This is a genomic window from Paractinoplanes atraurantiacus (genome assembly GCF_900215205.1).
Classification (GTDB): Bacteria; Actinomycetota; Actinomycetes; order Mycobacteriales; family Micromonosporaceae; genus Actinoplanes; species Actinoplanes atraurantiacus.
Window position 1 is genome coordinate 168,519 of sequence record NZ_OBDY01000023.1, and the last position, 14,215, is coordinate 182,733.

Annotated in this window: 12 protein-coding genes; 10 read left to right on the forward strand and 2 right to left on the reverse strand. The window is 71.0% G+C overall.

What is annotated here, in order from left to right:
- Nucleotide 1: 1 nt before the first annotated feature.
- The 3 genes from CRP55_RS37195 to CRP55_RS37205 all read left to right on the forward strand — a co-directional run bounded on the left by CRP55_RS37195 (nt 2) and on the right by CRP55_RS37205 (nt 3,366).
- Nucleotides 2–775: an SDR family NAD(P)-dependent oxidoreductase gene (locus CRP55_RS37195; protein WP_179855487.1), complete on the forward strand. Its 774-nt coding sequence runs from the start codon at nt 2–4 to the stop codon at nt 773–775.
- A 112-nt stretch (nt 776–887) separates the two neighbouring features.
- Nucleotides 888–1,850: a coiled-coil domain-containing protein gene (locus CRP55_RS37200; protein WP_245923620.1), complete on the forward strand. Its 963-nt coding sequence runs from the start codon at nt 888–890 to the stop codon at nt 1,848–1,850.
- 25 nt (nt 1,851–1,875) lie between these two features.
- Nucleotides 1,876–3,366: a fused MFS/spermidine synthase gene (locus tag CRP55_RS37205; protein ID WP_097326674.1), complete on the forward strand. Its 1,491-nt coding sequence runs from the start codon at nt 1,876–1,878 to the stop codon at nt 3,364–3,366.
- Between the two features lie 78 nt (nt 3,367–3,444).
- Here the strand turns inward: CRP55_RS37205 and CRP55_RS56120 are convergent, their stop codons facing one another.
- A complete protein-coding gene (locus CRP55_RS56120; protein WP_097326675.1) occupies nt 3,445–5,571 on the reverse strand; it encodes a serine/threonine-protein kinase in 2,127 nt (708 codons plus the stop codon).
- A gap of 259 nt (nt 5,572–5,830) precedes the next feature.
- On the opposite strand from CRP55_RS56120, the gene CRP55_RS37215 reads away from it, so the two are divergent.
- Nucleotides 5,831–7,033, forward strand: coding sequence for an MFS transporter (locus CRP55_RS37215; protein WP_097326676.1), 1,203 nt, complete (start codon nt 5,831–5,833; stop codon nt 7,031–7,033).
- A gap of 155 nt (nt 7,034–7,188) precedes the next feature.
- Nucleotides 7,189–7,914, forward strand: coding sequence for an SDR family NAD(P)-dependent oxidoreductase (locus CRP55_RS37220; protein ID WP_097326677.1), 726 nt, complete (start codon nt 7,189–7,191; stop codon nt 7,912–7,914).
- A 61-nt stretch (nt 7,915–7,975) separates the two neighbouring features.
- On the opposite strand, the gene CRP55_RS37225 is transcribed toward CRP55_RS37220, so the two are convergent.
- A complete protein-coding gene (locus CRP55_RS37225) occupies nt 7,976–8,374 on the reverse strand; it encodes a hypothetical protein (RefSeq protein WP_097326678.1) in 399 nt (132 codons plus the stop codon).
- 108 nt (nt 8,375–8,482) lie between these two features.
- Here CRP55_RS37225 and CRP55_RS37230 point away from each other — a divergent pair, with 108 nt between their 5' ends.
- From CRP55_RS37230 to CRP55_RS37250, 5 genes are all read left to right on the forward strand, one after another.
- On the forward strand, nt 8,483–10,615 hold the full coding sequence (locus tag CRP55_RS37230) for a RecQ family ATP-dependent DNA helicase (RefSeq protein WP_245923617.1): 2,133 nt from the start codon (nt 8,483–8,485) through the stop codon (nt 10,613–10,615).
- A 44-nt stretch (nt 10,616–10,659) separates the two neighbouring features.
- Entirely contained in the window at nt 10,660–10,965 is a 306-nt protein-coding gene (locus CRP55_RS37235) for a metal-sensitive transcriptional regulator (protein ID WP_097326679.1), read from the forward strand.
- A 23-nt stretch (nt 10,966–10,988) separates the two neighbouring features.
- Nucleotides 10,989–11,201, forward strand: coding sequence for a heavy-metal-associated domain-containing protein (locus CRP55_RS37240; RefSeq protein WP_097326680.1), 213 nt, complete (start codon nt 10,989–10,991; stop codon nt 11,199–11,201).
- A 220-nt stretch (nt 11,202–11,421) separates the two neighbouring features.
- Nucleotides 11,422–12,483, forward strand: coding sequence for a DUF8832 domain-containing protein (locus CRP55_RS37245; protein ID WP_245923618.1), 1,062 nt, complete (start codon nt 11,422–11,424; stop codon nt 12,481–12,483).
- A 113-nt stretch (nt 12,484–12,596) separates the two neighbouring features.
- Nucleotides 12,597–14,057, forward strand: a complete 1,461-nt coding sequence (locus tag CRP55_RS37250; RefSeq protein ID WP_097318634.1) for an NF041680 family putative transposase — start codon at nt 12,597–12,599, stop codon at nt 14,055–14,057.
- Nucleotides 14,058–14,215: the final 158 nt, after the last annotated feature.

Genomic DNA, 14,215 nt, shown 5'->3' on the forward strand with positions numbered 1-14,215 from the left:
CGTGACGACGTACCTCCGAAGCGTCTTCGGTCTTGACGGGCGCACCGCGGTGGTGACCGGGGGAAGCTCGGGCATCGGCCGCGCCATGGCGATCGCGCTGGGGCGGGCCGGCGCGCGCGTGCTCGTGATCGCCCGCCGGCCGGAGCCGCTGGAGGAGGTCGTCGGCGAGCTGCGATCGTTCGGCGCCGAGGGGCACGCGATCTCGGCCGATCTCTCGGTGCGCGAGGCCGTCACGGCCGTCGCTTCGGAGATCATTGAGACGTACGGGCCGCCCGACGTGCTGGTGAACTCGGCGGCCGTCAACCGGCGCCCGCCGCTGGACGAGCTCACCGAGGACGACTGGGACGTCACGCTCGCGGCCAACCTGACCGCGCCCTTCCTGCTGGGGCAGGCCTTCGGCCCGAAGATGGCGGCGCGCGGCTGGGGACGAATCATCAATGTGGTGTCGCAACAGGCATTCCGGGCGTACGGGAACAGTGGCGCTTATGGAGCGGCCAAGGCCGGACTGGTCGGTCTGACCCGGTCGCAGGCCGAGGCGTGGTCGGCGCGCGGCGTGTGCGTGAACGCGATCGCGCCCGGCGTCGTCCACACTCCACTGACCGAACCGGTCTTCGCCGACCCGGCCACCGTGGCCAAACACGCCGCCCGCACCATGATCGGGAGAAACGGCGTACCGGATGATTTCGGGGCATGTGCCGTCTTTCTGGCCAGCGATGCTGCCGTGGCCGTGACGGGCCAGACACTCTTCGTCGACGGTGGTTACTCGGCTACTTGATCGATCTGCCGATCCCTTGCGCCGCACGGTAAAGTTCCCCGCGCTGACGATAGGGGAGGTATCCGTGGCGGCGGTTTTCCTGCGCCGGATCAGCGCTGGGCTCGCCCTGCTCATGGCAGTGGGCGTCCTCGTGCTGACCGTGCCGAGCGCGGCGCAAGCCGATCCCGACGAGGGAGACAGCAAGACCCTCCGCAGTGCGCTCGAGTCCGCCGCCAAGGGCCAGGCCACCGCGATCCAGAAACTCAACGCCTCCAAGAAACGCCAGACCCAGCTGCAGGCCACCGTCAAGCGGTCGGAGGCGCAGGCCAAGGGCATGGAGGGCCAGGTCTCCGAGATCGCCAGCCGGTCCTACCGGCTCGGCCGGCCCAGCACGATGTCGATGCTGCTCGACAGCAGCTCACCCGACGTCTTCCTGGAGCGCATCGAGCGCCTCGACATGATGGCCCAGCTCGACAGCCAGATCCTCAACCAATATCGCGACTCGCTGACCAAGGCGAAAGCGGCCAAGGCGGCCATCGACAAAGAGGTCGTCGAGCAGACCAAGCAGGTCGCGGCGCTGACCAAGAAGAAGCAGGAGGCGCAGCGCGCGCTGGCCAGCGTCGGCGGCGGCGCCAGCTCCGGCGGCTTCGTCTCGGCCAGCTCCCCGGCGGCCCAGCCGGCCCCGCGCAACTCCGACGGCTCCTGGCCCGACGAGTCCTGTTCGGTCAAAGACCCGTCGAGCTCGGGCTGCCTCACTCCGCGCACGCTCCACGCGTACAAGGAGGCCCGCCTGGCCGGCTTCACCCACTACACGGTGTGCTGGAGTCAGCGCTCCTCGGGCGAGCACCCCAAGGGGCGCGCCTGCGACTTCTCGGCCAACTCGTCCACGTTCAAAAACTCGGCCGCCACGGGCAGTGACAAGGCGTACGGGGACCGGCTCGCGTCGTATTTCATCAAGAACGCCGATCGCCTCGGCGTGATGTACGTGATCTGGTATCGCCAGATCTGGATGCCCGGCAGCGGGTGGAAGAGCTACAGCGCGAGCGGCGGCCCGTCGGTGGTCCACACGAACCACGTGCACCTCTCCATGCTCTGATCGTGGCCCGGATAACATCCGGCTGATGGGAAACCCACCGCGTGCCCTGCCGTCCGGTCTCGCCACCGCCCTGGTCTTCGGCGCCAGCGGGGCCGTGCTCGTCCTCGAGATCGTCGCGCTGCGGCTCGTCGGCCCCTACGTGGGCGTGACCCTTCAGGTCAGCAGCTCCGTCATCGGGGTGTCATTGGCGGCCATCGCGTACGGGACGTGGCTGGGTGGCCGCCTCGCCGACCGCTACGACCCGCGCACGCTGCTCGCGCCGGCGCTGCTGCTGGGCGCCATCGGCACGGCGGTGACCCTGCCGCTGGTCCGCTACGGCGGCGAGGTGCTGCGCGGCGGCGCGGCCCCGGCGGTGCTGCTGCTGGCGGCCCTGGCCGTGTTCCTGCCCGCGTTCATCCTGTCGGCGGTCAGCCCGCTGGTGGTGAAACTCCAGCTCAGCGACCTCAACCGCACCGGGTCGGTGGTCGGCCGGCTGTCCAGCATCGGCACCCTGGGCGCCATCACGGCCACCCTGGCCACCGGCTTCATCTTCGTGGCGGCCATGCCGTCGTCGTGGATCGTGCTGACCCTGGCCGTGCTGCTGGCGGTCGCGGGCGGGGCGCTGTGGTGGTGGCTCCGCGCCTCGGTGCCGGTGAAACCCAAGGTGAAAGCCGCGCTGATCACGCTGGGGCTGGTCGGCGCGGGGCTGGGGGCGTCGTCGCCCAACCCGTGCGACGTGGAGACGGCTTACCACTGCGCCGCGGTGGAGAAGGACTCGTCGACACCGTCCGGCCGCACGCTGATCCTGAACTCGGCCCGGCACTCGTACGTCGACCTGAACGACCCGCGCCACCTGGAGTTCGAATACATCCAGTGGATCGCGTCGGTGGCCGACGTGCTGCCGCCGGGGCCCCTGGACGCGCTGCACATCGGCGGTGGCGGGTTCACGATGCCGGCCTACCTGAAGGACACCAGGCCCGGCAGCGACCAGTTGGTGGCCGAGCTGGACGGCGGCTTGGTCGACCTCGACAAGGAGAAGCTCGGCCTGCAGACCGGCCCCGGCCTGCGGGTGCGGGTGGGCGACGCGCGGGTGGCGGTGGCCGCGCAGGAGACGGCGGCGTACGACTTCGTGGTGGGTGACGCCTTCGGCTACCTGGTGGTGCCGTGGCACCTGGCGACGAAGGAGATGGCGCAGGATATCGCCCGGGTCACGAAGCAGTCCGGGGTGTACGTCCAGAACGTCATCGACTACCCGCCGAACAGATTCATCCGAGCCGAGATCGCCACCGTGGCGGCGGCGTTCCCGCACGTGGCGGTGATCGCGCCCCAGGACGCCCTGGACGGAAAGTCAGGCTCCAACTTCGTCATCATGGCGTCGAAGACGGAGCTGCCGCTGGACGCCGTCCGCGCCCGGCTCGCCACCCAGGCCAAGGAGCCGGTGACCGTGCTGGCCGGCGCCTCCCTCGACGCCTTCGTGGACGACGCCCGCGTCCTCACCGACGACTACGCCCCCGTCGACCAGCTCCTGGCCGGCTGAGCTCCCTTCGCCGGCCCTCGTCGCCGGCCTCTCTTCGCCGGCCCCTCTTCTCCGGCCCCTCTTCTCCGGGCCCTCCTCTCAGAGCGCGAGGGAGTAGCCGGTGCCCTTGCGGCCCAGCGGCGGGGGTGAAGCCGGAGCGGTGGTTGTGACCTTGGGCGTCGGCGCGGGGTTCCGGGCGCCGGCCTTCTTCTGGGGCGTGCCCTCCTTGCGGCGCTTCGGGCTGCCGCCGCCTTGACCGTGCGACTTCTCAGCGGCTACGGCCTCCGCCTGCTCGGTCTCGTCGTGGTCCTCGGCGGGGGTGCGATCGCGGCGGCTGGCGGGGGTGCTGCCCAGGACCTCGGCCTGGCACTTCTTGTCGTCCACGCTGAAGGTCAGCGGTAGCGGGTTGTAGTCGCGGTACTCCCCACGGAGGGTGAAGCTCTGCTGCTTGCCGCTACCCTTCGCCGTCACGCGCTGGCCCTTCTGCGTGACGGTCTTGGGGACGCTGGTGAGACGCTGCGTGCCCGGATAGGAGAACTGGAGTCTCCACTCGGCGCCGGTCTCGCTGGTGGAGACGGTCAGCCGGGCCACGTAGGCGCTGCCCGAGTCGGTGCGCAGCTGATAGCGGACCGAGCAGGTGACCTCGGCCGGTCCGGCCGCGACCACGCCGGCGCCGGCCGCCTGCGCCTCCCGCACGTCGGGTGTGTCGCGGGTGGTGGCCCAGCTGATGCCGGCCGCGGCGAGCACGGCCAGCGTGACCGCGCCGGCCTGGAGGCGATTCCGTCCGCCCGCCGAGCGCCGCAGTTCCGGGCGTCGCAGGCCGCCACCGGCGAAGAGGCCGTCGCCGAGCGGCTGAGGGCTCCGGCGCAGAGCGGCGCCGATCTTCAGCCGCGCCCGCAGCCGCAGCACCTTCAGCGAGGGGCGCCCTTCCGGCTTCAGGTAGGCCAGCCACGACCGGCCGGGCGCCGCCGGTGTGTGCTCGGTGGGCGCTGCCCGTGGCGGCACGATCGGCCCCGTCGGCCCCAGCCCACTCAGGTCCGCCGACGTCTCGGAACAGGCCGCCGCATGTTCCGCCTCCGGCCGTTTCCCTTCAGGCCGTTCCCGTTCAGGGCGTTCCCCTTCAGGCCGTTCCCCTTCAGGCCGTTTCCCCTCTGGCCGTTCCACCTCCGGCAGTTCCACCTCCGGCCGTTCTCCCACCGGCCCTTTCGCCGTGGTGCGGCCCGAGGCTGGGTGATCCGATGCCGGGCGGTTGGTCGCGGGGTGGTCGAGCGCAGGGCGGCCCTTCGATGGGCGAGCGGTCATCGGGTGCGGGGCCGAACCCCGTACTGTCGCCGGGGAATCAGACGAGCGCTGAGGGAGGGCTGGGATCACCGCCTGGACGCCGATGATGGCGGCCAGGGCGTGTGCCACCTCGGCCGCGCCGGGGCGGTCCTCGGGGCTCTTGGTCAGGCAGCGCATGCACAGGTCGGCGATGGCCGGCGGCATGCCGGGAAGCGTGGGCAGCGGCTCGGGGTCGGCGTACAGGTGGGCCCGCAGGGCGTCGGCTGTCGTCTCGGCCGGCCAGGGCAGGCGGCCGGTGAGCGAGCGGTAGAGCAGCAGGCCGAGGGCGTAGACGTCGGCCGACGCGGAGACCTGGGAGCCGCCCAGCCGTTCCGGTGCGAGATAGGCCGGGGTCCCGAGCAGGCTGCCGTCGGGGGCCGCGTCGCGCTGGCCGACGATGGCCGAGATGCCGAAGTCGACCACTTTGGCGCCGGCTCCGGTGAGCATGACGTTGGCCGGGGTGACGTCACGGTGCACGACACCGCGGGCGTGCGCGGTGGCCAGCGCCGACGCCACCTCGACGGCCACGCCGACCGCGTCCCGCCAGCTCAGCGGGCCCTGCCGGGCGACACGGGCCGCCACCGACTCGCCGTCGTTGAGCTCCATCACCACGAACGGCACGGTGATCCGGTCGTCCAGCGCCGACTCGCCGAAGTCGTACACGCCGGTGATGTGCGGATGGCAGAGCCGGGCGGCGGCCAGGGCCTCCTGCCGGAGCCGGTCCCGGAAGCTCTGGTCCTCGGCCAGCTTCGGCGACAGCACTTTGACCGCCACCGATCGCCCGAGCGTCTCGTCGAACCCGCGCCACACCTCGGACATGCCGCCACTGCCCAGCTTCTCGACCAGGCGATAGCGCTCGGCTATACGAAGCGAATCGTCTTGTCCGTTTCGCTCCGTCCGCCCCATGTGCCGATTGTGACCCGAGGGGCGGCCCGCCCGATGCCCGTCCGCCGAAACCCGCGTCCCTCGTCCCACAATGCCGGATTCGGGGCCCGCGGTTATCGTGAGGCGTCCGATGTCCCGGCTTCTCGGAGGGCACACATGCAACTCATCAAGGTGACGGTCCCCGCCCCGGTGCGAGGACTCGCCGCTCTCTGACGGCGGCACACAGCTCCTCTCCTCGGGGCGGTCCTCGTGACCGTTTTCCTTCGCTCGAGGAGCACTTTTGCCTGCCGATTTCTGGAAGCTCTGGACGTCGTCCGCCGTCACGAACCTTGGTGACGGCATCACCATGGTGGCCGGGCCCCTGCTCGTCGCCTCGATCACCGACAGTCCGGCCGCCGTGGCCGGGGCTGTCTTCGCCCAGCAACTGCCGTGGTTGCTCTTCGCCCTGGTCAGCGGGGCCTGGGCGGACCGGCTCGACCGGCGCAAGCTCGTCGTCACGGTCAACCTCATGCGGGCCGTCGCCTTGGGTGGCCTCGCCGTTGCGGTCGGGAGCGGTGCTGCGTCCGTACCCCTGATTTATGCGGTGTTTTTTCTGTTGGGGACCGGCGAGACCCTGGCCGACACCGCCAGCTCGGCGTTCGTGCCGGCCCTGGTCCCGGCCGAGCGCCGGCCCGTCGCCAACTCGTTGCTGTATGCCAACTTCAACGTCCTCAACCAGTTCGCCGCCAAACCGCTCGGTGCCTGGCTGTTCGTCGTGGCCGCGGCGGTCCCGTTCGGGGTCAACGCGCTGACGTTCGCGCTGGCGGCGGCGCTGGTGGCGGCGATCCGCTCGGTGCCACCGCCGGAGAAGCGGCCGCCGGCCCGGTTGCGTACGGACATCGCCGAAGGGGTCCGCTGGCTGGCCCGCCATCGCCTGCTGCGGACCCTGGCCCTGACGATGGCCGTGGGCAACGTCGTCTTCTCCGCGGCGTTCGCGGTGTTCGTCCTCTACGCCGAGCAGCGCCTCGGGGTGAGCGACGTCGGGTACGGGGTGCTGCTGGTCGCCTTCGCGGTCGGCGGGCTGCTGGGCACGCTGGTGGCGCCCACGCTGATCCGCCGCCTCGGCTCCACGGCCCTGCTCAGGGCAGGGCTGCTGATCGAGGTGGCCTTGCACGCGACCCTCGCCCTGACCCGGGAGCCGGTGGTGGCCGCGGCGATGATCGTCGTCTTCGGCGTGCACACCACCATTTGGGGCGTCGTGGTGACCACGATCCGCCAGCGCGATGTGCCCTCGTCGATGTTCGGGCGCATCGCGAGTGTGTACGCCTTCCTGGACCTCGGAGGCGCGGCAGTGGGCTCCCTGGTGGGCGGCGCGGTGGCCACCGCTTACGGCCTGGTGGCCACGTACTGGACGGCGGCGGCAGCCATGGCCCTGGTGGCGGTGGCGGCCTGGCGCCCGATGGCCGCCGGCGACGCGGCCCCAGCCCGTCAGCGCACCATTTAGCGCGGCCCGCAGCGGTCGCCGGCTACCGCAGGCTCGCGGTGGTCGGCGGCCCGCGCGCCGCCCGCCCGTGCCACCCCTCCGGCGCGCGTGTGACGTGCGTCGGAGGGCGCCGGAACTCGGCTGCCGGTGCGGTGGTTCATCGATAGGGTCGGAGCATGTCGAGGCTTGCGGTGGTCAGTGGGGGCGGAACGGGCATCGGCCGGGCGACGGCCGGCATGCTCGCGGGCGAGGGATACGACGTGATCATCGTCGGCCGGCGGCCCGAGGTGCTGGCCGAGGCGGTCGACTGGATCGGGCCGCAGGCGTCCGCGGTGACCGCCGATCTGTCCGACCCGGCCCAGGTCTCCACGGTCGTCGAGGCCGTCGGCGACCGGCGGTTGGACGTGCTGGTCAACAACGCCGGCGCCTACGTCTCCGGCGGCGGCGCCAAGCTCGACGAGGTGGCCGGTCACTGGCGTGCCAACTTCGAGTCCAATGTCATCACCGCCGTCCTGCTGACCACGGCGCTGCTGCCGGCCCTGCGCCGCCCGGGCGGCCACATCATCCTGACCAGCTCGATCGCCGCCCAGCGCGGTGGCGGTGGCCCCTACTCGGCCGCGAAGGCGGCCCTGCACGGCTACATGCTCGACCTGGCCGCCGATCTGGGCCAGGAGGGCATCACCGCGAACGTGATCTCTCCCGGCTACGTCACCGACAGCGAGTTCTTCGCGGGCCGGATGACCCCCGAGGGTCACACCAAGCGCGTCGACGCCACCCTGCTCAAGCGCGCGGGCGAGCCGGACGACATCGCCGAGGCGGTCCGCTGGCTGGTCGGCCCCGGCGGCCGTTACGTGACCGGCCAGATCATCAACGTCAACGGCGGCTCGGTCCTGGGCCGCTGATCCGAGCTTCGGCGCCGCTGTCCTCGCAGCCCGGCTTACTCGCTCTACTTGGCAGGCCGCTTCACTTGGCGCCGCCGGTGAAGCGGCCCTCGCCCTCGCGGTTGGGCCGGAAGCGCAGGCCGGACCAGCGGTCGTCGATGGCGACCTGGCCGCAGGGCCGCATGTCGAAGTCGGCGACGATCGGCCACAGGGTGTCGCGGTTGATGTCGGCCTTGTTGCCTTTCGGATAGGCGACCCAGAACACGCCCGGCTTGGCCAGGTCGGACGAGTGTTTCTCGAGCTGCTCGCGGGCGCTCGCCGCGCTGTCCGCGAAAAGCACCGCCGTGCTCGCCGTGGCCGGCCCGTCGGCCTCGCGAACCCCGTCGGGCATCGGGGTGATCAGGGGCAGCTGCGCGGGATCCGAGAGCCAGACGGTGGTGTTGGGCTTGATCAGGAGTTTCTCGGCAATCGTCTTCGACATGACTTCGAGCCTGGCACCGACAAAAAAAGTTGTCAAGGATGGCTGTGGATAACGGCGAGCCTGTGGATAACTTCGGGTTCTGTCGGACCCGGCTGATAGACATGCCGGGTGACCGAGACGACCGAAGTGAAGCGGGCCGAGGTGCGCGAGCAGGCCGAGGCGATCCTCCGCCGGCTCGCGGGCGAGCATGCCAAGCTGCGCGAGGACCAGTGGCGGGCGATCGAAGCGCTGACCGTCGACCGCCGCCGCGTGCTCTGCGTGCAGCGCACGGGGTGGGGCAAGTCCGCCGTCTACTTCGTCGCGACCGCCCTGCTGCGCGCCGGGGTCACGGCCACGGGCCCGACCGTCATCGTCTCGCCCCTGCTCGCCCTCATGCGCAACCAGGTCGACGCCGCCGCCCGCGCCGGCATCCGGGCGCGCACGATCAACTCGGCCAACCTCGACGAGTGGTCCCTGATCGAGGCCGAGGTCCGCGCCGGCGAGGTCGACGTGCTGCTGATCAGCCCCGAGCGGCTCAACAACCCCGACTTCCGCGACAACGTGCTGCCCGGCCTCGCCGCCAGCACGGGTCTGCTGGTGGTCGACGAGGCACACTGCGTCTCCGACTGGGGCCACGACTTCCGCCCCGACTACCGGCGCTTGCGCACCTTCCTGGCCGGCCTCCCCTCTCGCACGCCGGTGCTGGCCACCACCGCGACGGCCAACGCCCGCGTCACCGCCGACGTCGCCGATCAGCTCGGCGACGCCCTGGTGCTGCGCGGTCCGCTCGACCGCGACTCGCTGCGCCTGGCCGTGCTCGACCTGCCCAACCCGGCCCATCGGCTGGCCTGGCTGGCCGACCATCTCGAGCGCCTGCCCGGCTCCGGCATCGTTTACACGCTGACCGTGGCCGGCGCGACCGAGACGGCCGAGTTCCTGCGCTCGCGAGGCTTCCCCGTCGCGTCGTATACGGGTCAGGTCGAGGATGCCGATCGCCGCGCCGCCGAGCAGGATCTCCTCGACAACAAGATCAAGGCATTGGTGGCGACCTCGGCCCTCGGCATGGGCTTCGACAAGCCCGACCTGGGCTTCGTCGTCCACTTGGGAGCGCCGTCGTCCCCGATCGCCTACTACCAGCAGGTGGGCCGGGCCGGTCGCGCCGTCGAGCATGCCGAGGTGGTGCTTCTGCCCGGCGCCGAGGACGCGGCGATCTGGCGATATTTCGCGTCGCTCGCCTTCCCGCCCGAGGAGCAGGTCCGCGCGGTCCTGGCCAATCTGTGGCCCGACCGTCCGATGTCCACACAGGCTCTCGAGCCGCTCGTCGACCTGCGGCGCAACCGGCTCGAGATGATGCTCAAGGTGCTCGATGTGGACGGTGCGGTCCGTCGTGCGCGCGGCGGCTGGCTCGCCACCGGTGAGCCCTGGACCTACGACACCGAGCGGTTGCGCCGGGTCGCCGAGGCGCGGTCCTCGGAGCAGAAGACCATGATTGAGTACGCATCGACGACGGCCTGCCGCATGGAATTCCTCCGCCGGTGCCTCGACGATCCCGGGGCGGCGCCGTGCGGGCGATGCGACAACTGCGCCGGCCCGCTGTTCGACGCCGAGGTGTCCGGCGCCTCGCTGGCCGCGGCCGACGCCTTCCTCGGCCGGCCGGGCGTCGAGATCGCGCCCAAGAAGATGTGGCCGACCGGCCTCGCCGCGGTCGGGGTCTCCCTCAAGGGCAAGATCGCGCCGAGCGAGCAGATAGAGACCGGCCGGGCCGTCGGCCGCCTCTCCGACCTGGGCTGGGGAAACCGCCTGCGCGGCTTGGTCGCGCCCGAGGCGCCCGACGCGCCGATTCCCGACGACCTGGCGGCGGCCGTGGTCGAGATCCTCAAGAGCTGGGCGCACGGCGACGACGCCTGGCCGGAGCGCCCGGCCGCCGTGGTGGCCATCTCGTCGCGGCGACATCCCGAGCTGATCAGCTCGCTGGCCGGCCACATCGCCCGCATCGGCCGCCTGCCCATGCTCGGCGCCATCGTGTCCGCCCACGCCGCCGAGTCGGACCATCGAGGCAACAGCGCTCAGCGGGTCCGCTCCCTGCACGACGCGTTCACCGTCCCGGCCGAGGTGGCCGCCGAGCTGTCCGGTCTCACCGGCCCGCTCCTGCTGGTCGACGACCTGGTCGACTCCGGCTGGACGATGTCGCTGGCCGGCCGGGCCCTGCGCCAGTCCGGCGCCAAGGGGGTGCTGCCCTTGGCCTTGGCCGTGGCCGGCTGAGACGGGCCGGCGAGCGTTATACGGGGAGGGGGTATGCTGGGGGCATGTCCGACGAGGCGACGGCGCAGCATGGGCCGCATGGGTATTCGGGTGACAAGGCTGCCCTGCTCGGGCGCCTCAGGCGTATCGAGGGGCAGATCCGCGGTATTCAGCGGATGGTCGATGAGGACACGTACTGCATCGACGTGTTGACGCAGATCTCCGCGGCCAAGAGTGCTCTGCAGGCGGTGGCCGTGGGGCTTCTCGAGGATCACCTGGCGCACTGCGTGGTCGACGCGGCGCGGGCGGGGGATCCCAGCGCCAAGGTCAAAGAGGCGTCCGACGCGATTGCTCGGCTCGTTCGTTCCTGACAGTTGCTCTGAAAGGCTCTGCGATGGCTGTGACCAGCACCTACACCGTTACCGGCATGACCTGCGCCCACTGCGTGCAGGCGGTGACCGGCGAGCTCTCCGCACTTCCCGGCGTGGGTGACGTGCAGGTCGACCTCGCCTCGGGCGCGGTCACGGTGACCAGCGAGGCGCCGCTCACCGACGACGCGGTACGCGCCGCCGTGGACGAGGCCGGCTACGAGCTCGCGAATGCCTGACGACCCACCCACCGAGCCCGCCGTCCCTGGCCCGGCCACGCCGCCGGGCGAGGGCCGGGCGAGTGCTCAGGACGAGCCGGTCGTGCTGGGCATCGTGGGCGCTCGCCGAGCCAAAGCCCGCGCCGAAGCAGCGGCCGAAGCCAGAGCGGCGGCTGAAACAAAAGCGCGAGCGGGAACCGGAGCGGCGGCTGAAACAAAGGCGCGAGCGGGAGCCGGAGCGGTGGTTGAGACAAAAGCCGCAGCCGGAGCGGCGGCCGAAACAAAAGCGGGAGCCGAAGTAGAAGCGGAGCCGACGGGCGACGACGAGTCGCGGGTGGAGCCGCCGGTGGGGGAGCGGGCCGGGTTCAAGCTGGCCGCGCTCGGGGCGGTGCTGATCGTCGTGCTGTTCGCGGGCTACGGGCTGGGGCGGCTCAACAACTCGACCGCCTCGGCGTCGGCGCCTCCGACCGGTGGGGCCGCGGCCTCACCAGGCATGGCCGGCATGCCGGGCATGGCGGTCGACGAGAACCAGCCGCACGTGCACAACACCGACGGCACCGTCTCCCAGGGCGGCACCGCGTCCACCCCTTCCATGGGCGCGGCGATCGGTGGGCTGTCGCTCAGTTCCGGTGGGCTCACCCTCGTTCCGAAGGGGACCAGCTTTCAGGCCGGCAAGGCGCAACGGCTCAGTTTTCAGATCACCGGCGCCGGTGGGGCCGCCGTCACCTCGTACGCGATCGTGCATGACAAGCCCTTGCACTTGATCGTGGTGCGGCGGGATCTGAGCGGGTTCCAGCATCTTCATCCGGCCATGGCGGCCGACGGCACCTGGGGCATCGACCTCACGCTGGCCGAGCCGGGGATCTACCGGATGATCGCCGACTTCACCGCCGTCGTCGGCGGGCAGGAGATCGCCACCACGCTCGGCGGTGATCTCACCGTGGCCGGTGACTACGCTCCCGTCGCGCTGCCCCCACCCTCGGCCGATGCCGAGACCGGTGGCTTCCACGTGACGTACGAGGGAAAGCCCGCCACCGAATCCACCCAGCCGATCCTCATGACCGTCACCGGGGCCGACGGCAAGACTGCCCAGCTCGACCCCTACCTCGGCGCGTTCGGGCATCTCGTCGTCATGCGGGAGGGCGATCTCGCCTACGTCCACGTGCACCCGGAGACGCAGCTCGTCGACGGCAAGGTCAAGTTTTGGCTTGCCCTGCCGAGCGCCGGCGCCTACCGGATGTTCTTCGACTTCCAGGTCGCCGGCACGGTCCACACAGCGGCATGGACCGTGCGCATGGACTAGCTTGAGCTTTAACCTGCGGCTGGGAAGATATCGACCCCGGCTGATCATGGCGACAGCCCTTGATCGATCATTCCTCTTGTCTAGGGAAGAAGATCAAAATCAAGGGCTGTCTGGTGATCAGTGTGCATGACGTCGATCCGGGCGGGACGCTCGGGCGGCTGGCCGGGTTCCGGCGAGAGTTCCATCGGAGTCTGACCGCTCGCTCGGACGCGTTGTTCGAGCTCACCGACGCCTTGTTGTGCGGAGACGCGCCGGTGCGGTCGCTGGTCGAGCTGTCCCTGGCGGGTGAACATCGGCGTGGTCACGGCTCGTTGTATGCGGCGCTGAACCGGGGCCGCATTGACGTCGAAGCCCTCAAGACGGCGGTCGCCGGGGTGCCGGTCCCGCGGGCCGCGGACGGACGCATCGTGCTGGCGGTGGATGTCACCTGCTGGCTGCGGCCGGAAGCACACACCAGCCCGCAGCGGATGCTTTGCCACACCTACGGGCGTGGCAAGGATACCCACATGATGATCCCGGGCTGGCCGTATTCACTGGTCACCGCCTTGGAGACCGGTCGCAGTTCGTGGACCGCGCCGCTGGACGTGCGCCGGCTCGGCCCCGGCGACGACGCCGCCACCGTCACCGCCGCTCAGCTGCGGGAGGTGGTGCAACGGCTGATCACGGCCGGGCAGTGGCAGCCGGGCGACAAGGACATCTGGATCGTTGCCGACGCCGGCTACGACGGTCCCCGGTTGGCGTTCCTGCTCGCCGACCTGCCGGTGGCGATGCTGGTGCGGATGCGCTCCGACCGAGTTCTGCGCCGACGCGCACCGTCCCAGCCTGCGGGCAACGGCCGTCCACCACGACACGGCGGCGAGTTCATCTTCGGTGACCCGGCCAGCTGGGGAGAACCCGACGCGGCCACCATCACCGACACCCGGCTTTACGGCATGGCGACCGCACGATCCTGGAACCGGCTGCACCCACGATTGACCCATCGCACCGCCTGGACCACCCACATCGGCGTCCTGCCGATCATCGAAGGCACCGTAGTCCTGCTGACCGTCGACCGGCTGCCGTCAGGCGCCACCGCGAAACCGGTCTGGCTGTGGTGGTCGCATCCGCAAGCCAGCGCCACCGACACCGACCTGCTCTGGCAAGCATTCCTGCGCCGCTTCGATATCGAGCACACCTTCCGCATGCTCAAGCAGACCCTCGGCTGGACCAGCCCGAAACTACGCAACCCCGCCGCCGCAGACCGCTGGACCTGGCTCGTGCTGGCCGCCTACACCCAACTACGGCTCGCCCGCACCGCCGTCGCGGACCTACGCCGGCCCTGGGAACGCCCCGCCCCACCCGAACGACTCACACCCGCCCGAGTCCGGCGCGGGTTTCGGCACCTACGCGGCAAAGCAGGCACTCCCGCCGCCGCGCCGAAACCCTCCCAGCCAGGACCCGGACGGCCACCCGGCCGCCGCAACACCCACCCCACGACCCGCCACGACGTCCACACCGTCACCAGCACGAAACCCGCCAACAGCAACAAAAAACCGAAGAAATCAACCACTCCCCGCCCACGCCGCACCGGTTAAAAATCAAGCTAGGGCCTGTCCTGCCGATCAAGCGGGGCTGCGGCGTGGCCCAGGCGGCGCCTGACGGCAGCCGCGACACACCGACATCCAGCACCGGGATGCCGGCGCGCCGCGCCCGACGCCAGCCACCACCTGGACCTCGCCTCGCACTCGCTTGA